This window comes from Psychrobacillus sp. NPDC096389, from assembly GCF_044762855.1.
Classification (GTDB): domain Bacteria; phylum Bacillota; class Bacilli; order Bacillales_A; family Planococcaceae; genus Psychrobacillus.
Window position 1 is genome coordinate 14,468 of sequence record NZ_JBIWFB010000002.1, and the last position, 20,940, is coordinate 35,407.

The 20,940-nt window shown below is 37.4% G+C and carries 20 protein-coding genes and 1 riboswitch; of the genes, 13 read left to right on the plus strand and 7 right to left on the minus strand.

Annotated features, from left to right (window positions below; all coding sequences use genetic code 11):
- Position 1 precedes the first annotated feature (1 nt).
- Genes ACIQ38_RS06365 through ACIQ38_RS06375 form a run of 3 tightly spaced genes read left to right on the plus strand, consistent with a single transcriptional unit; the run spans position 2 to position 1,693 of the window.
- Positions 2 to 475: an NUDIX domain-containing protein gene (locus ACIQ38_RS06365; RefSeq protein WP_402819717.1), complete on the plus strand. Its 474-nt coding sequence runs from the start codon at positions 2 to 4 to the stop codon at positions 473 to 475.
- Positions 453 to 1,241: an alpha/beta hydrolase family protein gene (locus ACIQ38_RS06370; protein ID WP_402819719.1), complete on the plus strand. Its 789-nt coding sequence runs from the start codon at positions 453 to 455 to the stop codon at positions 1,239 to 1,241. Before ACIQ38_RS06365 ends, ACIQ38_RS06370 begins: the two co-directional genes overlap by 23 nt.
- 2 nt (positions 1,242 to 1,243) lie before the next feature.
- On the plus strand, positions 1,244 to 1,693 hold the full coding sequence (locus tag ACIQ38_RS06375) for a hypothetical protein (RefSeq protein WP_402819722.1): 450 nt from the start codon (positions 1,244 to 1,246) through the stop codon (positions 1,691 to 1,693).
- Positions 1,694 to 1,739: 46 nt separating this feature from the next.
- Here the strand turns inward: ACIQ38_RS06375 and pckA are convergent, their stop codons facing one another.
- The gene (pckA, locus tag ACIQ38_RS06380) at positions 1,740 to 3,326 is read right to left on the minus strand and encodes a phosphoenolpyruvate carboxykinase (ATP) (protein WP_402819725.1); all 1,587 of its coding nucleotides are present in this window, start codon (positions 3,324 to 3,326) and stop codon (positions 1,740 to 1,742) included.
- Between the two features lie 194 nt (positions 3,327 to 3,520).
- Positions 3,521 to 3,635: riboswitch (SAM riboswitch) on the plus strand.
- A gap of 201 nt (positions 3,636 to 3,836) precedes the next feature.
- Here pckA and metK point away from each other — a divergent pair.
- A complete protein-coding gene (gene metK, locus ACIQ38_RS06385) occupies positions 3,837 to 5,033 on the plus strand; it encodes a methionine adenosyltransferase (protein WP_402819728.1) in 1,197 nt (398 codons plus the stop codon).
- An 823-nt stretch (positions 5,034 to 5,856) separates the two neighbouring features.
- Here the strand turns inward: metK and ACIQ38_RS06390 are convergent.
- On the minus strand, positions 5,857 to 6,369 hold the full coding sequence (locus tag ACIQ38_RS06390; protein WP_402819731.1) for a gamma carbonic anhydrase: 513 nt from the start codon (positions 6,367 to 6,369) through the stop codon (positions 5,857 to 5,859).
- Positions 6,370 to 6,457: 88 nt separating this feature from the next.
- Between ACIQ38_RS06390 and ACIQ38_RS06395 the strand changes: the two genes are divergently transcribed.
- The 3 genes from ACIQ38_RS06395 (at position 6,458) to ACIQ38_RS06405 (ending at position 9,391) form a co-directional block, all read left to right on the plus strand.
- Positions 6,458 to 7,249, plus strand: a complete 792-nt coding sequence (locus tag ACIQ38_RS06395) for an alpha/beta hydrolase (RefSeq protein WP_402819735.1) — start codon at positions 6,458 to 6,460, stop codon at positions 7,247 to 7,249.
- A gap of 54 nt (positions 7,250 to 7,303) precedes the next feature.
- Positions 7,304 to 7,987: a phosphoribosylaminoimidazolesuccinocarboxamide synthase gene (locus ACIQ38_RS06400; RefSeq protein ID WP_402819738.1), complete on the plus strand. Its 684-nt coding sequence runs from the start codon at positions 7,304 to 7,306 to the stop codon at positions 7,985 to 7,987.
- 90 nt (positions 7,988 to 8,077) lie between these two features.
- On the plus strand, positions 8,078 to 9,391 hold the full coding sequence (locus ACIQ38_RS06405; RefSeq protein ID WP_402819741.1) for an NAD-dependent malic enzyme: 1,314 nt from the start codon (positions 8,078 to 8,080) through the stop codon (positions 9,389 to 9,391).
- Between the two features lie 24 nt (positions 9,392 to 9,415).
- On the opposite strand, the gene ACIQ38_RS06410 is transcribed toward ACIQ38_RS06405, so the two are convergent.
- The 3 genes from ACIQ38_RS06410 to ACIQ38_RS06420 form a co-directional block, all read right to left on the minus strand.
- A complete protein-coding gene (locus ACIQ38_RS06410) occupies positions 9,416 to 9,958 on the minus strand; it encodes an isoprenylcysteine carboxyl methyltransferase family protein (protein WP_402819744.1) in 543 nt (180 codons plus the stop codon).
- Position 9,959: 1 nt separating this feature from the next.
- On the minus strand, positions 9,960 to 11,042 hold the full coding sequence (locus tag ACIQ38_RS06415; protein ID WP_402819747.1) for a type III polyketide synthase: 1,083 nt from the start codon (positions 11,040 to 11,042) through the stop codon (positions 9,960 to 9,962).
- 67 nt (positions 11,043 to 11,109) lie between these two features.
- Positions 11,110 to 11,973 (minus strand): helix-turn-helix domain-containing protein, encoded by an 864-nt coding sequence (locus ACIQ38_RS06420; protein ID WP_402819750.1) that lies wholly within the window; start codon positions 11,971 to 11,973, stop codon positions 11,110 to 11,112.
- A gap of 251 nt (positions 11,974 to 12,224) precedes the next feature.
- On the opposite strand from ACIQ38_RS06420, the gene ACIQ38_RS06425 reads away from it, so the two are divergent.
- Positions 12,225 to 12,812 carry a hypothetical protein gene (locus ACIQ38_RS06425; protein ID WP_402819753.1) on the plus strand — a complete coding sequence of 196 codons (588 nt, stop codon included), beginning with the start codon at positions 12,225 to 12,227 and terminating at the stop codon, positions 12,810 to 12,812.
- 293 nt (positions 12,813 to 13,105) lie between these two features.
- Here ACIQ38_RS06425 and mnmM read toward each other — a convergent pair whose 3' ends face one another.
- Entirely contained in the window at positions 13,106 to 13,675 is a 570-nt protein-coding gene (gene mnmM, locus ACIQ38_RS06430) for a tRNA 5-(aminomethyl)-2-thiouridylate-methyltransferase MnmM (RefSeq protein WP_402819756.1), read from the minus strand.
- Positions 13,672 to 14,631, minus strand: coding sequence for a tRNA modification radical SAM protein MnmL/YtqA (gene mnmL, locus ACIQ38_RS06435; RefSeq protein ID WP_402819759.1), 960 nt, complete (start codon positions 14,629 to 14,631; stop codon positions 13,672 to 13,674). Before mnmL ends, mnmM begins: the two co-directional genes overlap by 4 nt.
- Positions 14,632 to 14,753: 122 nt before the next feature.
- On the opposite strand from mnmL, the gene ACIQ38_RS06440 reads away from it, so the two are divergent.
- From ACIQ38_RS06440 to ACIQ38_RS06460, 5 genes are all read left to right on the plus strand, one after another.
- Positions 14,754 to 15,923 (plus strand): MDR family MFS transporter, encoded by a 1,170-nt coding sequence (locus ACIQ38_RS06440; protein WP_402819762.1) that lies wholly within the window; start codon positions 14,754 to 14,756, stop codon positions 15,921 to 15,923.
- Between the two features lie 95 nt (positions 15,924 to 16,018).
- Positions 16,019 to 17,362, plus strand: coding sequence for a sigma-54 interaction domain-containing protein (locus ACIQ38_RS06445; protein ID WP_402819765.1), 1,344 nt, complete (start codon positions 16,019 to 16,021; stop codon positions 17,360 to 17,362).
- Between the two features lie 441 nt (positions 17,363 to 17,803).
- Complete coding sequence (locus ACIQ38_RS06450; RefSeq protein ID WP_402819768.1) at positions 17,804 to 19,132, plus strand: GntP family permease; 1,329 nt, start codon at positions 17,804 to 17,806, stop codon at positions 19,130 to 19,132.
- Positions 19,133 to 19,178: 46 nt separating this feature from the next.
- Positions 19,179 to 19,946 carry a 3-hydroxybutyrate dehydrogenase gene (locus ACIQ38_RS06455; RefSeq protein WP_402819771.1) on the plus strand — a complete coding sequence of 256 codons (768 nt, stop codon included), beginning with the start codon at positions 19,179 to 19,181 and terminating at the stop codon, positions 19,944 to 19,946.
- 295 nt (positions 19,947 to 20,241) lie between these two features.
- Complete coding sequence (locus ACIQ38_RS06460; protein WP_402819774.1) at positions 20,242 to 20,931, plus strand: CoA transferase subunit A; 690 nt, start codon at positions 20,242 to 20,244, stop codon at positions 20,929 to 20,931.
- Positions 20,932 to 20,940: the final 9 nt, after the last annotated feature.

Here is a 20,940-nt window from a genome sequence, read left to right on the forward strand (position 1 = left end):
GATGATTACATTCCAAGACTTGAACGGAATACAAGTGGCACTTTCCTTTGAAAAAGGTTTGTTTCCGATGAAGTCCATGCATGTGTTAGTTATAGCAAAATACAAAGAAAAGTGGTTATTAACGAAGCATCCCATACGGGGCATTGAATTTCCAGGGGGAAAAGTAGAAGCGGGCGAAACGTTAGAAGAAGCAGCTAAACGCGAAGTTTTAGAGGAAACAAATGTAGAGATAACTGACATGGAGTGGTTTGCCGAATATATGGTGGATGATAAAAATCCATTTTGTAAGACGGTTTTTATAGCAAATATTGGGTATATATATGACAAGAGTACAACATATGAAACAGATGGTGCTCGTTGGTTGTCGACGGATGAATTGCAAAGCTGCGAAAATTTAAGCTTTCATATGCTAGACCAAGGTATGCGAGCAATGTTAGAAAAGGTGATTACATATGAAGGAAAATGGAACGATTGAAAGGGTGCGAGTGTATCCTTCTCCAAATCCAATGATCGATCTAACCGAAATTACCTATTGGTCATGTGGGTTACGTGTGAAAGGCATGCTCGCTACACCGAAAAAAGAAGGAATGTATGAAGGAATATTATATTTACGAGGTGGTATGCAAAGTATTGGGATGGTAAGACCTGCTCGTATTGCACAAATTGCGTCAGAAGGATTTACGGTATTTGCCCCATACTATCGCGGAAATCGTGGAGGGGAAGGGAGAGATGAATTTGCAGGAGAAGATCGGTTAGATGCAGTTTATGCAGTTGATATTTTAAAGCAATTTTGTATCTCTACTAGAATTCATTTATTTGCTTTCTCACGTGGTGGTATTATGGCCTTATGGACGGCAATATTAAGAAAAGATATTACTTCTATTGTGACATGGGCAGGAGTGTCGGATATATATTTGACTTATGAAGAACGCTTGGATATGCGAAGAATGATGAAGCGCGTAATAGGAGGCACCCCGACTAATAAAACAGAAGCATACGAAGAACGGAACGTCTTACCGAAAATTGTTGAGATACATGCTCCAACTTTAATTATTCATGGGAAGTTGGACGTAAATGTTTCCTTTATGCATGCAGAAATGTTAGAAAAAGAATTATTAGGGAACAATAAAATAGTGGAAACATGGTATTATCCTGAATTTACACATTTTTTTCCTAGCCTTGTAAATCGACAAGTGGTAAAAGATGCATGTAGATGGATGAAGATGCAGAGAGGAGTTTGAAATTGGGAAATGTGATTGTCACAACGGAGTCAATGAGCATAGATGGAAAATCATCTTTTGCTACAGATACTAGCTTTTGGACGAATCTTTGGGATTTGTATACAACTGAAATCGACGATGTCATTATCCAAAGTTGGAAAGAGGAAGTGGAGGTAATTAATGAACTGAAACCACGAGCGATTTCTACTATTAATGAAGGGCTTATAAAAGTACTCACGATTAATCTAAATGAGGAAAATCGAATGTTTTTTCGAAATAACTCCATTGATCCGAAGGGTGGGTTAAAATGGTTTAAAATGTTTTTGAATGAGGCAGGAGATGAGCGATTAGAAATTGGTCATTATGGCTCGGAAATTATATTGTATAAAGTGGATGAAGAAGAAGCCGAAAAATTCAAATCTATATTTGTTTCATCTGCTTCCACAAGTTTTTATGATGAGAATGCAAATTAAATAAAAGAGGATGTCACCAATTGATGGGACATCCTCTTTTATAATGTTAAGCTAATGGTCCGCCTTTAAGTGAAATTTCTTCCGATACGGTACCGAATTTTTTAAAGTTTTCACGGAAAGATTGTGCCAGTTCCGCTGCTTTTACATCGTAAGCTTCTTGGTCTTCCCAAGCATTACGTGGGATAAGTACTTCTGTTGGTACTCCTTCGATTTCTGTAGGAATCGCAAGACCAAATACTGGATCTATCGTAGTTTCTGCATTTCTTAACTTCCCATCGATCGCTGCTCGAACCATCGTGCGAGTATAAGCAAGTTTCATACGGCTACCAACACCGTATTCTCCGCCAGTCCATCCAGTGTTCACAAGGAATACTTGTGCACCGTGTTCATCAATTTTCTTCCCAAGCATTTCTGCGTAAACAGTTGCATGCAATGGTAAGAACGGTGAACCGAAGCAAGTAGAAAATGCTGGTTGTGGCGATGTAATTCCACGTTCTGTTCCTGCAAGTTTCGATGTAAACCCACTTAAAAAGTGGTACATTGCTTGTTCTTTCGTTAGTTTACTGATTGGAGGCAACACGCCGAATGCATCAGCTGTTAAGAAAACAATTGTATTCGGATGACCAGCGATAGAAGGGTCTACAATGTTGTCGATATTTTGAATTGGATATGCTGCACGTGTATTTTCTGTTAATGAATCATCTGCATAGTCCGCAACGCCAGTTTCTGGATCTACTACGACATTCTCTAAAACTGTTCCGAATGAAATAGCATCAAAAATTTGTGGTTCGTTTTCACGAGTTAAGTCGATACATTTAGCGTAGCAGCCACCTTCGATATTAAATACGCCGTTATCAGACCAACCGTGCTCGTCGTCTCCGATTAACTTACGGCCTGCATCTGCAGATAGTGTTGTTTTCCCTGTACCAGATAAACCGAAGAACAATGCAACGTCTCCTGCTTCTCCAACGTTTGCAGAACAATGCATTGGAAAAATGTTTTGTTCTGGTAATAAATAGTTCATAATAGAGAAGATGGATTTTTTCATTTCTCCAGCATATTCCGTTCCACCGATTAATACGATACGTTTTTCCATGGAAACGATGATGAATGTTTCCGTTTTAGTGCCATCGATAGCCGGATCTGCTTTGAAGTTTGGTGCACTTACAATAGTGAAATCTGCTTGATGCGTTGTCAGTTCTTCTTCCGTAGGACGGATGAATAATTGGTGGGCAAATAAATTATGCCATGCAAATTCATTGATCACTTGAATGCCAAGACGGGATTCTTTGTCTGCTCCCGCAAATCCTTTAAAGACAAATAATTCTTCTTGTTCTTTTAAATAGTTCGTTACTTTTTTATATAGTGCTTCAAAAATTTCAGAAGAGATAGGTTGGTTTACGGAACCCCAATCGATTTTGTCTTTAGAGATAGATTCTTCTACGATATATTTATCTTGTGGGGAACGGCCTGTGTATTTACCTGTTTCTGCTTTTACAGCACCTGTAGAAGTTAAAACAGCTTCTCCTCTAGATGTTGCTTTTTCCACAAGTTGCGGCACTGATAATTGTACGCTAATATTGTTTCCAGCTAGCAATTCGTTCAGTTCACTCACCGTATCGATTGAATTCATATTGTATTTACCATCCTTTTTTCATTTTTTCCTCAATGGTGGAGGAATTTTTCGTTTATATGTGAATTAGTATAACACATTAAGTTAAATAGTCTATACTAATTAATGTATTATTTTTTTATCTTTCTTAATAGGCATTAAAAAAATATTGACATTTGGATGCGGTTTCCGTATGATGTTAAATTGAACGGATACTCTTATCCCGAGCTGGTGGAGGGGTCAGGCCCTATGAAACCCGGCAACCTGTAATTTCATTTATTACAAAGGTGCCCAACCTGAGACAAGGTGTGATTCCTTGATTGATAAGAGTGAAAGGTGCTTATGAAATTAATACCTTTCCTCATGTACATTTACGTGAGTGAGAGGTTTTTTTATATTACATCGCCCTTTATCCTTGTGTGCCAAGTCCGAAACGGCTTCAAGTTTAATCCATTTGAAATGGCTTGACATGGGAATGAGTACCGTATCAATTCTTGAGAGAAATCTCGCAGGATATAGGAGGAATATTCTATGACACAACGCCGATTATTTACATCGGAATCAGTTACAGAAGGGCATCCAGACAAAATTTGCGATCAAATTTCAGATGCTATTTTAGATGCCATTTTAACAGAAGATCCAAATGCACGTGTTGCTTGTGAAACAAGTGTAACAACAGGTCTTGTTTTAGTTGCAGGAGAAATTACAACGTCTACTTATGTAGATATCCCGAAAGTAGTACGTTCTACGATTAAAGAAATTGGTTACACACGTGCTAAATACGGTTTTGACTCGGAAACATCTGCAGTATTAACTGCAATTGACGAGCAATCTGTTGATATCGCGATGGGTGTTGACCAAGCGTTAGAAGCTCGTGAAGGATCTATGACAGATTCAGACATCGAAGCAATTGGAGCAGGGGACCAAGGATTAATGTTTGGTTACGCATGTAACGAAACACCAGAACTTATGCCACTTCCAATTAGTTTAGCGCATAAGCTGTCACGTCGTTTAGCAGAAGTGCGTAAAGATGAAACATTAGATTACTTACGCCCAGATGGTAAAACACAAGTAACAGTGGAATATGATGAGCAAAATAATCCAGTTCGTATTGATACGATTGTTATTTCTACTCAGCATCATCCGGAAATCACGCTAGAACAAATTCAAAAAGATTTAAAAGAAGTAGTGATCAACCCGATTGTTCCTGCTCAATTAATCGATGAAAATACAAAATACTTTATCAACCCAACTGGCCGTTTTGTAATTGGTGGACCTCAAGGGGATGCTGGTTTAACAGGTCGTAAAATTATCGTAGATACTTACGGAGGATACGCACGTCACGGAGGCGGTGCTTTCTCTGGTAAAGATCCAACGAAAGTAGACCGTTCTGCTGCATACGCTGCTCGTTATGTGGCAAAAAATGTTGTCGCTGCAGGACTTGCAGACCGCTGTGAAGTACAATTGGCATATGCAATTGGTGTAGCACAACCTGTATCTATCGCTGTTGACACATTTGGTACTGGAAAAGTAGAAGAGGCGCAATTAGTATCACATATTCGTGAACTATTCGACCTGCGTCCAGCAGGTATTATTAAAATGCTAGACCTACGTCGCCCAATCTACAAACCAACTGCAGCTTATGGTCACTTCGGTCGTACAGACATCGACGCACCATGGGAAAAAACAGATAAAGCAGATGCTTTAAAAGAAAAAGCAGGATTATAATAATTAAAAGCGATACCTTCCTTGATCCTTAAGGAAAGTATCGCTTTTTTTATCGCTTAGGAAATCATAAAAATGAGAGTCAGATAAGCTGATTCTAAAATTGAGCGCAGTAAAGGGATAATGCGTCGTAGAAAGTTCTATTAGGTGACCGCTAAGATTTTCGCTGCAGTCGAACGCTTTTTAGCCGGGTGAGCGATGAGCCATCCTCGCCTGTAGCGAAAATCAATGAAAACTGCTTGTTTATTCAGTATCGACTCGCAAAATACAAAATCTTATACAGTTTTTCGACTGTGTGAATCCAATAAATGGCATAGGGCAACAAACCAATCATGGAAAGCAACCAATCCTATTCCGAAAGCAATCAAATCAGCACGAGAGCAACCAAATTGCAAGTAAAAGCAACCAATTCTTAAAATAACAAGTTGACTTGGATGAGACGACGAGGACTTTGACGCATTATTTGTAAACATTGCGCAATGGGTCATAGTGTTGTGTGTTTAAAGGAGAATGTTGCGCGAATGCCATACAACATTGCGAGTAACGACTGTAACGTTGCACGTTTTTTTATTGGGCAATCTTCTCCAGATAAATAGAGCGGATATATTTGCCGTAGCGCGCCGAGTTGCACTAGCCGCAGTCATGAGATCCTCTCGTGTGCAACACGAGTTGGGGCATGCGATTATGTTGTATTTTTTCGATGATTAGACGAGTATATAGGATTTTTTGAACTTCAAGTAACAGAAGAATATTTTAACGAAAAAAAGTAATCCCTTCAATTTTTTAGAGGGATTACTTTTTATTTAGGTATATTTATTAACTTTTTTTACTCCTGCAATGATTTATAGTACTCGCCTTTTTCGACATACTCTCGAATAATTCGCTGCATATCTTCTTTGTCGGCATCGTTTAATTCACGTACAACTTTTGCTGGATTACCAAATGCGAGTGTACCTGGCGGAATTTTCTTACCGGGGGGTACGAGGCTACCTGCTCCGATAAATGCACCTTCGCCAATTTCTGCGCCATCTAAGATGATTGATCCCATGCCAACTAATGCGCCTTTTCGAATGATACAACTATGTAAGGTTGCTTGATGCCCAATTGTTACTTCGTCTTCGATAATGAGTGGCTTATTTGGGCTTTGGTGAAGGCAACTTAAATCTTGGATACTTACTTTACGTCCAATAATCGTAGGAGCAACGTCCCCTCTTATTACCGTATTGAACCAAATTGTAGACTCCTGACCGATTGTCACATCGCCTGTTATTGTGACATAATCAGCTATAAAAGCAGATTCATCAATCGATGGAATTTTGTCTTTATATGGATAAATCAATAAATACACACCCTTTATGAAAATAGAATATAATTAATCGTAACAAACAAATTCAAAAAATGAAACAAAACAGAAAGGTGTGCTGTTCATGTGGAAATGGGAAGCAGAAGAAAAACCTAAGGCAGTAATTATCCTCGTGCATAGTGCATATGAACACCATCGTAGATATGCTTGGCTAATTGAAAAATTACGAAGCTCCAATTGCCATATCGTTATGGGTGATTTACCGGGCCATGGGGAACTAAAAAAAGCAAAAGGACTACATGATGAGTCCTTTGATTTGTATAAAGGGTACATAAAGCAAGCACTTCAAGTTGCAATAACATATGATTTACCAATTTTTTTAATGGGACATGGGCTAGGAGCGACATTATTAATAAAAGTAATGCGCAAACTAGAATTGGAATATGCAGGAGTTATTCTAACATCTCCATGGCTCCATTTAAAAAAAATGCCGTCTAAATGGACAAATGCATTAGCAAAATTATCCGTCCCACAAAAGATTAACCACGATATTGCATTAAATGAATTAACGAGAAACTATGAAGTATTCCGCCAGTTTGTCGAAGATCCAGCCTATAGCACGCTCGTTACGAATGATTGGTATAAAGAATTGCAAACATTGATGAAATCGGTCGTACAGTCGGAAGAATCTATCCCAAATGTTCCGATTCTATTAATGACGGGAGAACGAGACAAAATTACTGATACGCAAGCAACCGCTAGTTGGCTAAAAAAACAATCACTTTCTGAATACCAGTTTAAAGAATGGAAAAACTGTTTCCATGATCTTCATCAAGAACCAGAGCGAGAAGAAATTTTTGCCTATTCGCATGCGTTTATAAATAATGTACTAAGATCCATCGGGTATATTGTTTGAATGGTTCATTTAGGTGTAAAATAAGGCGTAGTTAATTGAAGGAGGAAGTTAGAAATGAACCTTACCTATCAAGGAAAAACAAAAGACGTGTACAAGCTGGATAATGGGGATGTTTTATTAAAATTTAAAGATGATGTAACTGGTGAAAATGGCGTTTTTGATCCGGGTGCCAATACAGTAGGATTAACTATCGAAGGTGCTGGAAAAGCAGGACTACGCATGACTACATACTTTTTTCAAAAGTTAATGGAAAAAGAAATCCCAACTCACTTTATCGATTCTAATATTGAAGAGTCTACAATGACTGTAAAAGAAGCGAAAGTGTTTGGTAAAGGACTTGAGGTTATTTGCCGCTTTAAAGCTGTTGGAAGCTTTCTACGTAGATATGGAGCATATTGTGAGGAAGGACAACCTTTAGATGCGTTTGTGGAAGTAACGATTAAAGACGATGAGCGTCAAGACCCACCGATTTCTAAACAAGCGCTTTCGATGCTTTCTATTTTATCAGAGGATGAGTATGAAACATTACAAACTTTAACGAAACAAATTTCCAAGTTCGTTAAAGAAGACTTAGCAACTAAAGGATTAGAATTGTACGATATTAAACTGGAGTTTGGTCGAGATGCAAAAACAAATGATATTATTTTAATCGATGAGATCTCCGGTGGGAATATGCGTGTATATAAAGATGGTCAATATATAGAACCGTTAGCATTAGAAGCATTATTATTCTCTTAAGTAAGTAATAATCCTTCATTCCTTATGAATGAGGGATTTTTCTATGTTATAATCGAGTGGTTGAAATAGATAGTATAAAGGAGAAATAACATGCAAAAACAACATATTATCCGAAATATTATTGTGGAAACTCCTTCAAAGCCAGGTAATTTTGCGAAAGTTGCAACTGCAATTGGATTAGGTGATGGAGATATTGGTGATATTACAACGTTAAAAAGTGGTGCATTAACGACAATTCGTGATATTACGATTACATGTAAATCTATTGAACAATTAGATAAAGTAATCGCGAATATTGAAGCGATTGGTAATGGAGTGAAAATTCATGCGGTAACAGACGATGTACTGAATGCGCATGAAGGTGGAAAAATTGCGATGAAGAGTAGATTAGATGTACGTTCTCTAGGAGATTTACAACGAATCTACACGCCCGGTGTTGCAAGTGTATGTATGGAAATTCTCCACCATCCAGAAAAAGCAAACTATTTCACATCTATTGGAAACTCCGTTGCGATTGTAACAGACGGTACGGCAATATTAGGTTTAGGAAATATTGGCCCAGTTGCTGGAATGCCAGTTATGGAAGGAAAAGCTGTTTTATTAGATCAATTTGTCGGCTTGAGCGGAATTCCGATTTTATTGAATACAAGTGATCCAGATGAAATTGTAGAAACGATTAAACATATACATAAAGGATTCGGAGCCATCTTGTTAGAAGATATTGGCTCACCACATTGCTTTGAAATTGAAGAAAGACTGAAGGAAGAGCTTCCTATTCCTGTTATGCATGACGATCAGCACGGAACTGCAGTAGTGGCTTTAGCGGCAATACTATCAGCGTGTAAGTCTACGAATGTAGATGTGAAAAAAGCCAAAATTGGTCAAATTGGTCTTGGTGCAGCTGGTCTAGCGATTTGCCGTATGTTAATGGCTTATGGCGTAGAAGACGTTTATGGACTAGATCGCCAAGAAGCAGCACAAGATCGATTGATTAATTATGGTGGAAAAACAATCGGGTCACTAGAAGAAATGATGGAAACATGTGATATTATTGTTGCGACAACTGGAGTATCTGGTTTGATCAAACCGGAAATGGTTCGCCAAGGACAAATTATTTTAGCTCTTTCCAATCCGAACCCAGAAATCCTACCTTCTGAAGCAATCGCAGCAGGAGCGGCTTTTGCAGCAGATGGACGTTCTGTCAATAACGTTATTGGGTTCCCAGGCATATTCAAAGGGGCATTAGACGCAGGAGCATCTGCTATTACATACCCTATGCTAATAGCGGCCGCACAAGCGATTGTTAGCCATACGAAACCAGGTGAATTAATACCAAATCCACTAGATCCAACTGTGCATCATTTAGTAGCAAGAGCAGTAGAAGAAGCTGCAAATCAACTATAAATCCATAATAAAAGAAGATTTCGGTTAAGACGCCGAAATCTTCTTTTTAAATTCCTCTGTATAATCGGTTGCTTCCATCAAAGCTTTTTCTTCCAGTGGAATACGGACCGAAAGCATAGCTAGATTTAAAAGTGTAAAGCAAATGGCTGTAAAGTATGCTTGGAACATTAAGGGCAATAATGCTATTTCGATACAAACGACCACATAGTTTGGATGTTTCATATACAAATAGGGACCAGCTTTTACAACATGGGCACCAGGCAAAATCATAATTTTCGTATTCCAAAATGTCCCTAAAGAGGTCAAACACCAAATGCGGAGTGCTTGAACAAATAAAAAGATAACAAAGAACAGTGGAAATAATGGAGAAATACGTTGGTTCATAACCAAGACTTCCGCAATTAAACAAACAAAAAAACTTACGTGAAGAGCAACCATATATGGATAATGGGAGCTACCTACTTCATAAGCACCACGCGTGCGCATCTTTTTTTCATTTCGTTTTGCGATAAAAACTTCCGTAATTCTTTGTGCAATAACTAGAAATATAAGGATAAAAAATAACATATTAATCCCCCCAATTTAGTAAAACTGCTTCTCCACAAAATCCAGGGCCTAATGCAACGAGTAATCCAATATCTTCTTTCTTATTTTCTTGTTCCATGAATTGCTCCAATACATAAAGAACGGTAGGGGACGACATATTCCCATGCTTTCTTAATACATCCCGGGAAATCGATGTCTGGTCTTGTGCTAAGTGAAGCGTATTCTCATATGCTTCTAGCACTTTTTTGCCTCCAGGATGTGCCACAAAATGGTCGAGTTGTTCTTTTGTCAATTGTTGTTCCTTGAAAAATTCATCGATGAAAGGACCTAGCCAACTAGAGATAATAGAAGGTATGCTTTTCGAGAATACGACATGCAATCCACTGTTTTTAATATCCCATCCCATTACATTTTCAGAGTCCGGCATCCATTTGGAAGATGTATTTATAATATGAGGGACGGGTCTTTTCGTTGAAATGTCCGCTTCATCTCCACATACTAATACACTTGCCGCGCCGTCAGCGAAAAGAGAAGCACCGATTAAATTGCTTTTTGAAAAATCATTTGGTTGGAAGGTAAGGCTACAAAGCTCCACGCAAACAACGAGTACTTTTTCTGTCGGATGGGCTTTACAATAGTCAAATGCTCGACTAACTCCCGCCGCTCCTCCAGCACAACCTAATCCCCATAATGGTATTCTTTTCATACGATCAGAAAAAGGTAGGTGGTTCATTACACGAGCATCAATGCTAGGAGTGGATATTCCAGTCGTACTAACGAATATAATGGCATCAATTTCTTTTGGATCGATTGGCTGTTGTAGGAAGCTTGTGTTTTGAAGGCAAGCTTGAATAACTTCTACACTATATTTTGTCGCTAACTCTATATAAATATCATTGCGTTCTTCAAATGTATGATCGACTTGATGCCATTCTAAAGGTACACAAAAATTGCGAGTTTCGATATCGCCATTTTCAAATACTTTTAATAATCGATCCAGTTGTGCGATTTTATCTTTGAATAATTCTTTTGTTAGTTTTTCAATATTGGATTGTTCCAATGCATAGGGAGGTTTATATGTACTAATAGAGGCTATTTTTGGCATGGAGTACTCCTTTTTATAAGTACTATACCCATATTTTTGTCAGATATGCATAGAGGTAGATGAACAATTACTTAATAAAATCTAAAATTTGTTTTCGTTCTGTTTCAAGTTGTATATGTAACTTTTCATCATCTAATACTGTCGCAATTTCAAAGGCTTTCTCGACAAAATCAACTTCATCTTCCATAGCTATCTTTTTTTGGAGTAGCCCTTTTCGTAAATAGGTTAAGGCAATTTGTACATAGGCTTTTTCTTCTTTGAATGCAACAATAAGCTCTTCATTTAATTGATAAGCACCTAACCAATTCTTTTCTCTTATTAATAATTGGACAAGATTATACTTGAATGGATAAATAAGTTTTTGATAGTCATGCAATGCTTGGTATTTAGTCAATTGCTTAATAGCGAATTGAGAAATCGAAATAGCAGTTTCAATTTTAAACAAAAAGAGAATACTATTTATTAATCGGATATCAGCCAAATACCAAGTATCTAATGTTTGAAGTCTATTCCACACTTCATCTGCATAAAGACTTGCTAATTCAAAATTGTTTTCTTTTTTTATAGCCAAAAAGCCGTGGCTTACAAGAAGTATATCCCGTATTTGGGGATCTTCTATATTTTTTAAGTAAACTTCAGAAGCAGCAATAATTTCTTTTAAAATAAGTTCATCAATGAACTTCAGATTGTTAAATCGTGTAACAATGGCTACCTTAGCATCATAGTTATATGAATGATGAATAAACTTTAATTCTTCATAGTCAATTCCTAAGTTACTTAATACCTTTTCAAATTTATATACTGTCATATTTATTTTCCCTAGTTCATATTTCGAATAACTAGATTGATGAATTATATTACCTGAGATCATAGATTGATCATAATTTTTCGATAAACGAATCTTTTTTAACGTTTCCCCGTAACTTTTCATGTTTCCTTTCCTTTCCTATTATTTTAGGCTTATACACCTAAAGTGATAGAGTAGATATTTCCTATGTATAAAATATACTAGAAAGTAAAATTTTAATCTATTGATAAGGAAGGGGGTGTTGTGGAGATGGATTTAATAACGGTATTATTAGATTGGATGATAGGATGTTGTTGAGGAATTTAGTATTACTCTTAGTTTAAGCAAAGTTAGAAAGCATATATTCTGATGTTAGTTTACAAGATTTGAATTTAATGAAAAGTACCTTGAATGATTTACTTGAAAAAAATGAAGTAAAATTGAGTACTGACGGTGAAATTGATTTTACCAATGCAGTGGGGAAATCTAGTGAAGATCATACTTTAATTTATCTACCTATAGTATATGAAAATGTAGAGAAACATTTGAATAAATCATTTTTTACAGTAGGGTTTAAAAATGGGGAAGTAATTTTTTATTATGAAGTAAAAATTGTAGGGGATGAACAAAATTATTCTTCAGATACTGCAATCTATTCAAGCGGAAACTTATTAAATAAACAAACATTACAGTTTTCTGAAAAAGATTTTGTTTTGGAACCGCAAGAGCAAAACACTGCTATGAAGACTAATTCTAAGTTCTCTTTTTTTAAAGCCCAAACGGTTGAAGCAGGATGGTGGAGTAATTTTAATGACTGTTTAGCAAGTCAAGGAATTGCAGCTTGGGCAATCACATCCCTTTCCGTAATTTGTGGACTTGCTTGTATTGGAACAGCAGGTGCCGGCTGTGTACCTTGCTTATTAGGTGCAGGTTTATTGACTGAAGGAGTGATTGCATATTGTATTGGAATGGCCGGAGCTTAATATTGTAAAATGAGGAGGATGAGAGATGCTGAAGAATATGTTGTCAGTAATTCTTATTATATTAGGAATACTATTGGCTCTATCTTTGTTCGGCCTAATTAATATCTCGCTGGCATTTGTATACGCTGGCATTTGTATACACTGGGATTTTTATCATAGCCATCGTTCTTTTAATAGTAGTAATTTATAGTAAAAAACTGTCGAAAAATAATTCTTGACTATTAAAATAGTATAGTGCTAGGTGAAGGAACCCCCAACTATTCAGAATAGTTGGGGGTTCCTTTGTTAAAACGTTAACTCATCTTCATCTTTTCAATCGCTAGTATAAAGGGCGGGTCATTTTGTTGATTAACAAATTGGTACGAAAGCACATGCGCATAAGTTTGAGGTAGTTGCTGCACGAAAGAAAGTAATACATCTTTTTCTTCTTTCCCACCTTCATGCCCATGATAAACGACTAAAACAATCAACCCACCAACTTTAAGTAAACTTAAGAGAGATTCAATTGCTTGAACAGTAGAAGTTCCTCTTGTCACGATTTCATGATTGCTACCGGGTAAATACCCTAAGTTAAAAATGGCGGCAGACACTTCCCCAGTAACATAATTCGCGACATTTTCATGTCCATCATGAATTAAGGAGACTTGTCCGAGCAAATTCGCTTGCTCTAATTTCTCCGCAGTTGATTGAATAGCATCTTTTTGCACATCAAAAGCATAGACATGCCCATCTTCTCCTACTAAATCCGCAAGATACAATGTATCATGTCCATTTCCGGCAGTGGCGTCTACTACCGAATCACCTTTTTCCACAACACTTGCTAGTAAATCTTTAGCAAATGGTAATACTCTTTTTAATATCATCGTAAAACACCAATCTTTTCATATAATTTCCCTTGATAACTATTTCGTTTTGCAAGTTCGGCATCTATTCCATTTAATACATCCCATTTATTGACACTCCACATAGGTCCAATCATTAAGTCAATCGGTCCATCACCGGTAATGCGTTGGACAACCATCTCCGGCGGAAGCACCTCTAATTGGTCGGCAACGAGCTGAATATATGCATCTCGCTCCATAAATTCTAGTTTCCCTTTTTCGTATTGTTTCACCATGGGAGTCCCTTTTAATAAATGCAGTAAATGGATTTTAATCCCTTGTACATCAAGTTTTGCCACTTCACGTGCAGTTTCCATCATCATTTCTCTGTCTTCTAAAGGAAGTCCATTTATAATATGTGTGCAAATTCGAATGCCGTGTTTGCGTAATTTGTTTACGCCTTCTATATAAGTAGGGTAATCGTGCGCACGATTGACTAAATTTGCCGTTGTTTCATGCACGGTTTGAAGTCCTAACTCGATCCATAAATACGTTCGTTTGTTTAACTCGGCTAAATATTCGACTACATCATCTGGTAAGCAGTCGGGTCGAGTTGCGATGGAGATGCCAACGACACCTTCTAATGCTAAAGCAGCTTCGAATTTTTCTTTTAGTACGGGAAGTGGGGCATGTGTATTTGTATATGCTTGAAAATAGGCGATGTATTTTCCTTTTTTCCACTTTTCATGCATTTTGGCTTTTATTATTTCAAATTGTACGGGGATTGGATCGACTTTATCTCCCGCGAAATCACCGCTTCCTGCGACGCTACAAAAAGTACAACCTCCAAAAGCAACTGTACCGTCTCTATTTGGACAGTCGAAGCCAGCGTCCAGCGCAACTTTGAAAATCTTTTGATCAAATTTGTCTCGCAAATATCGATTCCATGTATAATACCTTTTTCCATCTGATGGAAAAGGGAAATTGTTTTCATTCATGCCAATTCACTCCTTAACATGCCTATTTTATCATGTCTTTGGGAAGTTTGTTGTATCTATCTTGAAGTACGATATAAAAAAGCATACAATAGTCTAGCGTACGAGGAAATGAGGTGTTTTGTATGCCAAAAGCTGTATGGCTTTTAATCATCGGAATGTTTATCAATACGATGGGGAATTCCTTCTTGTGGCCGTTACATACCATTTATATGCATGATTATTTGGGGCAGTCGCTGTCGATGGCTGGGTTTGTTCTAATGATCAATGCCGGAACGGGTGTGATAGGTAATTTACTTGGAGGGTATTTGTTCGACCGTATTGGTGGTTATAAATCGATTATGCTAGGAATTATTTTGTCAATGGTTGCTTTAGTGCTGCTGACAATTTGGCATGGATGGCCAGAATATATATGGTTTGTTGCAATTTTAGGATTTAGTGGGGGAATTATTTTCCCAAGTATGTATGCGATGGTCGGCAGTGTTTGGCCAGAAGGTGGAAGAAAAGCATTTAATGCCATTTATTTGGCCCAAAATGTGGGAGTTGCAATTGGTCCTGCAATTGCAGGGATAGTGGCGGCAAATAATATCAATCACATATTCATGGCGAATCTGCTGACTTATATTTTATTTTTAGCTATTGTATGGATTTTTTATCGGAAATTAGTTGTTACGACGAATAGACATAGCTCGGTGTTGAACGAGAAAAAGGAAATAAAACAAAAGGCACCTTTCTATGCGATGATGATTGTGACAATTGGGTATATGCTAACATGGATTGTATACGTGCAATGGACATCTACTATTTCAACGCATGTGTTAGATTTAGGGATAACATTAAAACAGTATAGTTTGCTATGGTCGATCAATGGTGCACTAATTATTTTGGCGCAACCGATGATCAAACCAATTATCAGTCGATTAGAGCATAAAATCAAAGCGCAGCTTATCATTGGAATTGTTATTTTTATGGGATCATTTGTAGTCGTTGCTTTTGCAGAGAGTTACGCCATGTTTATCACGGCGATGGTCATCTTGACGATTGGTGAGATGTTCGTATGGCCAGCCGTTCCGACGCTTGCTGGTCAGCTAGCACCGAAAGGAAGGGAAGGGTTTTATCAAGGAATCGTCAATAGTATGGCAACTATTGGACGGATGATTGGACCTTTTATAGGCGGAGTACTTGTAGAAGCTTATGGTACACCGATGATGATTTTAATCCTTACGAGTTTGATGATTTTTGCGATTGTGACGAGTTTGCTTTATGATTTACCACTTAAAAAACGCACCGTTTGATGAAAGTCAAACGGTTTTTCTATGAAATGAAATTGATTAATCTGCCAATCTTTGAGAATATGAAAGAGAAGCTGTTTCAAAAGGGGGAAATTGGGATGGAAACTTTTTTGAAAAACTTATCTATGTCATTGTTGGCAGAAATTCTAGAAAATGCATTCGAATGGTTGGTAATTGTGGACGAGCATTCGAATATTCTTTACATTAATGAAGAATATTGCCGCTTCTTAGAAGTAAAAAGGGATGATGCAATTGGAATGCCAGTTGCTGAAGTTATTGAAAATACAAAAATGCATGAAGTTATAAAGTCGGGGGAAACACATATTGCCTCGCCTCACTATATTAAAGGGACATACATGCTTGCCAATCGAGTGCCTCTTGTTGTCGATGGGAAAATTGTTGGTGCTTTTGGCAGCGTAATATTTAGAGATATGTCTGATTGGAAAAAGCTAAGCTCTCATGTTCGAACAACGATGGAGCGTATTCAATTGAACATGGAAGATAATAGCTATAAAAAGTTCCATCTTGGCGATATTAAAGGAACTTCAACAGCGGTGCGAAAAATAAAAGAAACAATCGAAATAATTGCTCCGAGTGATATACCCGTTTTAATAGAAGGGGAGAGTGGGACTGGAAAAGAAATTTTTGCACATTGTATACATCGGCTTTCTGAACGTTCAAATGAGCCGTTTGTTAAAGTGAATTGTGCAGAAGTTCCATCTGAAATGCTAGAGGAAGAATTATTTGGAAAGCTTGACTTGACAACTGGGAAATTTAGTAGAGGTAGATATAAGCAAGCAGATAAAGGGACACTATTCATAGATGAAATTAGTGCGCTTCCTCTGACATTACAGGCCAAGCTTCTACGTACGTTACAAGATGGACCGATTTTTACAACTAGTTCGGAGAAAGAGGAACAAGTAAATGTTCGAATACTAGCATCTTCGAATATATCTTTAGCAAATCTTGTGGAAGAAAAGAAGTTTAGGGAGGATCTGTTCTATCGAATTCAAGCTGTAACCTTACGGATTCCCCCTCTTAGGGATCGTATGGAGGACTTAGATGAACTGTTAAACTATTTCTTGCAAAAGTTTGTTGTGCAGGCTGGTCGGCGGAAAATTGTTTTGGCAACAAAAACGCGAGAAATACTTCAGTCCTATCATTGGCCAGGAAATGTACGTGAATTGCAAAATGTATTACAAGCAGCCATATATTTAGCTGAAGATGGCGTCATAGTACCCTCTGCATTACCAATACAAGTCAAGAAACAAAATACACTGTCCTTTCAAACGAATGGAAAACTGGAAGATATATTAATTGAAGTGGAAAAACGCGTCATTCAGGATTTACTTGAAAATCAATCTAATAAAGCGTTGATCGCAAAACAATTAGGGATAAGTAGATCTACACTTTATGAAAAAATTAAAAAATATAACTTTTGACCTAAATCCGAGTTTTTGGACACTAGTCCAGAAAATCGGACTTTTTTATTGTGAAGCAATCTTACATATTAAATTATTTTAGTGAAATAATTATCCGAAAAATCGGATTAATGGTAAAAATAGTATTAATAATATCGCCACAATTGTTATTGAATGATAATTCTGATTATGTTTTAATGACTTATGAAAGCACTTTCATTTCTCTGAGTATACAAAAATGTCTCTATTAAAGAAATCTATTCTGCTGCAGAGAATTAGATAATAGGATGATTTTATACTTGAAAATTTATTGTAGTACCTAAAATTTATTGAAGAGGATGATATTGCCCTAATTATTCTATTACCGGAATTTGGAACTTATTTTTATCACTTTAATAAACTATTTTCACAGAAAGACAGTTTGCTATTTTACGAGGATTATAATAATAGGGGGATTTGTAGATGGAAGTATTAAGTATGATCGGTCTTATAGGTGGCTTAGCCTTATTAATTGTTTTGACCATGAAAGGCGTAAATATTTTAATGGCTGGTCCAATATCGGCATTGTTAGTTGCATTGACGAGCGGGATGCCATTATTTGCACAATTGGCAGAGGAAGGGGAAGCTAATTTTGTAACTAGTTATATGACAGGGTTTACCGGGTTTATTATGTCCTGGTATTTAATGTTCTTACTTGGTGCTGTCTTTGGTAAGGTAATGGAGGATAGCGGTGCAGCAGATTCCGTGTCCAAATGGATTGTCGATAGATTAGGAATGAAGTATGCAGTACTTGCTATTGTTATCGCCTGTGCAATTCTTACATATGGAGGCGTAAGTCTGTTCGTAGTTGCGTTCTCTGTATATCCAATGGCAATATCATTGTTTAAGCAAGCAGATTTACCACGTCGTTTTATTCCAGCAACGTTAGCATTAGGTTCCGTAACATTTACGATGACATCTGCAGGATCTCCTGAAATCCAAAACTGGATTCCAATTGAGTTTTTAGGAACCAATGCATATGCAGGATGGGAAGTAAGTATTATCGTAGCTGCGTTTATGGCGATTTTTGGATATTGGTGGTTGAGCCGTATTATTAAGAAAGCGGTAAATAAAGGAGAAAGATTTGTAGACCGTGAATCGGATCCGACATTTGACACGAAAAGAAGTTTACCAAATCCTTTCTTAGCAATGCTTCCTTTAGTAGTTGTATTAGCGATCTCATTTATTTTCCATGATAAACTAGCGCAATCCGCATTAATTATCGCCTTGCTTGGTGGAGTAATCGCAACTTATATTGTTGGAAGAAAGTATTCAAAAAATTTCTGGGAAGCCTTTTCAGCTGGGACTGTGGGTGCTCTTATTGCAATCGGTAATACAGCTGCAGTTGTTGGTTTCGGAGGAGTTGCAAAAAATGTTCCTGCATTTACAACTGCAGTGGAGGCAATGACAAACATTCCTGGATCGCCGTTAATTGGAGCTGCTATTGCAGTATCTGTAATTGCTGGTATGACGGGCTCATCATCTGGTGGACAATCAATCGCTTTACCATTATTAGCGCCACATTATATGGATATGGGTGTTAATGCAGAAGCTTTGCACAGGGTAGTCGCTATTTCTTCTGGTGCACTAGATTCACTTCCGCATAATGGATATGTCGTTACTACGATTCAATCAATCTGTGGAGAAAAGCATAGTGCTGCCTATTGGGCAGTAGGAGCAACAACTGTAGTAGTACCTGTACTAGGAACAGCTATAGCAATTATATTATTTTCACTTGGTTTAGGTATCTAAATTTTTCTCTAGCGATAATAACTACTGAATTTTGGGGGTAATACGGATGGTGAAAGATAGAGTACTCCTCATTACTGGAGCAGCACAAGGAATAGGATTTGAGATAGCGCGCGAATTTTATGAAGCAGGTGCAAGAGTAGTATTAACAGATATAAATGAAGAAAAAGTGAAAGAAGCTGCATTATCACTTGGAGAAGATGTTCTTAGCATCAGGTGTGATGTCACAAATGAAGCGGAAATTATACACTCTATTAATAGAGTGGTAGAAGAGTTTGGCCGTATTGATATATTGATCAATAATGCTGGAATGCAGCATGTTGCGATGCTAGAAGAGTTCCCGACTGAACGCTTTGAACTATTAATAAAAATAATGCTAACAGCTCCGTTTATAGCAACTAAACATGTTCTTCCACATATGCGGAAGAACGGATTCGGTAGAATTATTAATATGGCTTCTATTAATGGTTTGGTTGGTTTTGCTGGTAAAGCTGCTTATAACTCAGCTAAACATGGCGTAATAGGACTTACAAAGGTTGCAGCTCTAGAAACAGCCACAGATGGAATTACAGTGAATGCTGTTTGCCCAGGATATGCAGACACCCTACTTGTTCGAAATCAATTTGAGGATTTAGCGAAAGTCCGGAATGTTCCGGTTGAATCAGTTTTAGAAGAAGTGTTGTATCCTTTAGTTCCACAGAAACGATTGTTAAGTGTAAAGGAAATTGCTGATTTGACATTGTTTCTAGCTAGTGATGCTGCTAAAGGAATGACTGGGCAAGCGGTAATTTTAGACGGTGGTTACACAAGTCAATAAAGTGAAACTTCGATTAGCAGGGGTATTTTTTTCCCCTGCTGATTGTTAGTTTAGGCCGATACGCTGTTGCGTACTCAGTCTGCGATCCATTTCATAGGGCGTATGCCAGCACTTATCTTCTCGTTAATTCGAGGTGAATTTCATTACTTATATAATCGGGGTATATTATTGATATTTTATGTTATGGTTAAATAATTTATCCCCGAAATAGATTGAGGAAAATAGATTGCTAATTTATCGGATATTTGAGAATATTAGATTGTAGTATCTTTACATAAGAAAGGGGAATTGTATCATGAAACCACTTTACAGTTCAGCAAGTGAAGCTGTAGCAAATATTGAAGATGGAATGACGTTAATGGTAGGAGGTTTTGGCCTAGTCGGAATTCCTGAACAATTGATATTAGCTTTAGTAGAAAAAGGGGTAAAAGATTTAACGGTTATTTCGAATAACTGTGGAGTAGACGAATGGGGTCTAGGACTTCTATTAAAAAATAAACAAATTAAGAAAATGATAGGCTCATATGTAGGAGAAAATAAAGAATTTGAACGTCAAGTGCTATCTGGAGAAATAGAAGTAGAGCTGACACCTCAAGGGACGCTAGCAGAAAAAATTCGTGCAGGCGGAGCAGGTATTCCAGCATTCTTTACGCCAGCGGGTGTTGGTACAGTTGTGGCGGAAGGAAAAGAAGTGCGCGTTTATGATGGCAAGGAGTATGTATTAGAAGAATCTCTTCGTGCGGATTTTGCTTTGATTCGTGCAGCAAAAGCAGATAAATTTGGTAACTTAATCTATAACAAAACAGCTCAAAACTTCAATCCCATGATGGCAGCAGCTGGAAAAATTACGATAGCAGAAGTAGAAGAAATTGTAGAAACAGGCGACTTAGATCCAGCACAAATACATACACCAAGTATTTATGTACAAGGATTATTCCAAGCGGCACAAGAAAAAAGAATCGAACGTCTAACGACACGTTCATAAGGAGGAGAC

Coding starts and splice junctions, on each gene's coding strand:
- ACIQ38_RS06455 (WP_402819771.1), top strand. CDS start 19,179: ATGGTGAAAGATAGAGTACTCCTCATTACTGGAGCAGCACAAGGAATA.
- mnmM (WP_402819756.1), bottom strand. CDS start 13,675: ATGATATTAAAAAGAGTATTACCATTTGCTAAAGATTTACTAGCAAGT.
- ACIQ38_RS06450 (WP_402819768.1), top strand. CDS start 17,804: ATGGAAGTATTAAGTATGATCGGTCTTATAGGTGGCTTAGCCTTATTA.
- metK (WP_402819728.1), top strand. CDS start 3,837: ATGACACAACGCCGATTATTTACATCGGAATCAGTTACAGAAGGGCAT.
- ACIQ38_RS06410 (WP_402819744.1), bottom strand. CDS start 9,958: ATGTTATTTTTTATCCTTATATTTCTAGTTATTGCACAAAGAATTACG.
- ACIQ38_RS06445 (WP_402819765.1), top strand. CDS start 16,019: ATGGAAACTTTTTTGAAAAACTTATCTATGTCATTGTTGGCAGAAATT.
- ACIQ38_RS06395 (WP_402819735.1), top strand. CDS start 6,458: ATGTGGAAATGGGAAGCAGAAGAAAAACCTAAGGCAGTAATTATCCTC.
- ACIQ38_RS06440 (WP_402819762.1), top strand. CDS start 14,754: ATGCCAAAAGCTGTATGGCTTTTAATCATCGGAATGTTTATCAATACG.
- ACIQ38_RS06420 (WP_402819750.1), bottom strand. CDS start 11,973: ATGAAAAGTTACGGGGAAACGTTAAAAAAGATTCGTTTATCGAAAAAT.
- pckA (WP_402819725.1), bottom strand. CDS start 3,326: ATGAATTCAATCGATACGGTGAGTGAACTGAACGAATTGCTAGCTGGA.
- ACIQ38_RS06400 (WP_402819738.1), top strand. CDS start 7,304: ATGAACCTTACCTATCAAGGAAAAACAAAAGACGTGTACAAGCTGGAT.
- ACIQ38_RS06415 (WP_402819747.1), bottom strand. CDS start 11,042: ATGCCAAAAATAGCCTCTATTAGTACATATAAACCTCCCTATGCATTG.
- ACIQ38_RS06365 (WP_402819717.1), top strand. CDS start 2: ATGATTACATTCCAAGACTTGAACGGAATACAAGTGGCACTTTCCTTT.
- ACIQ38_RS06425 (WP_402819753.1), top strand. CDS start 12,225: ATGAAAAGTACCTTGAATGATTTACTTGAAAAAAATGAAGTAAAATTG.
- mnmL (WP_402819759.1), bottom strand. CDS start 14,631: ATGAATGAAAACAATTTCCCTTTTCCATCAGATGGAAAAAGGTATTAT.
- ACIQ38_RS06460 (WP_402819774.1), top strand. CDS start 20,242: ATGAAACCACTTTACAGTTCAGCAAGTGAAGCTGTAGCAAATATTGAA.
- ACIQ38_RS06405 (WP_402819741.1), top strand. CDS start 8,078: ATGCAAAAACAACATATTATCCGAAATATTATTGTGGAAACTCCTTCA.
- ACIQ38_RS06370 (WP_402819719.1), top strand. CDS start 453: ATGAAGGAAAATGGAACGATTGAAAGGGTGCGAGTGTATCCTTCTCCA.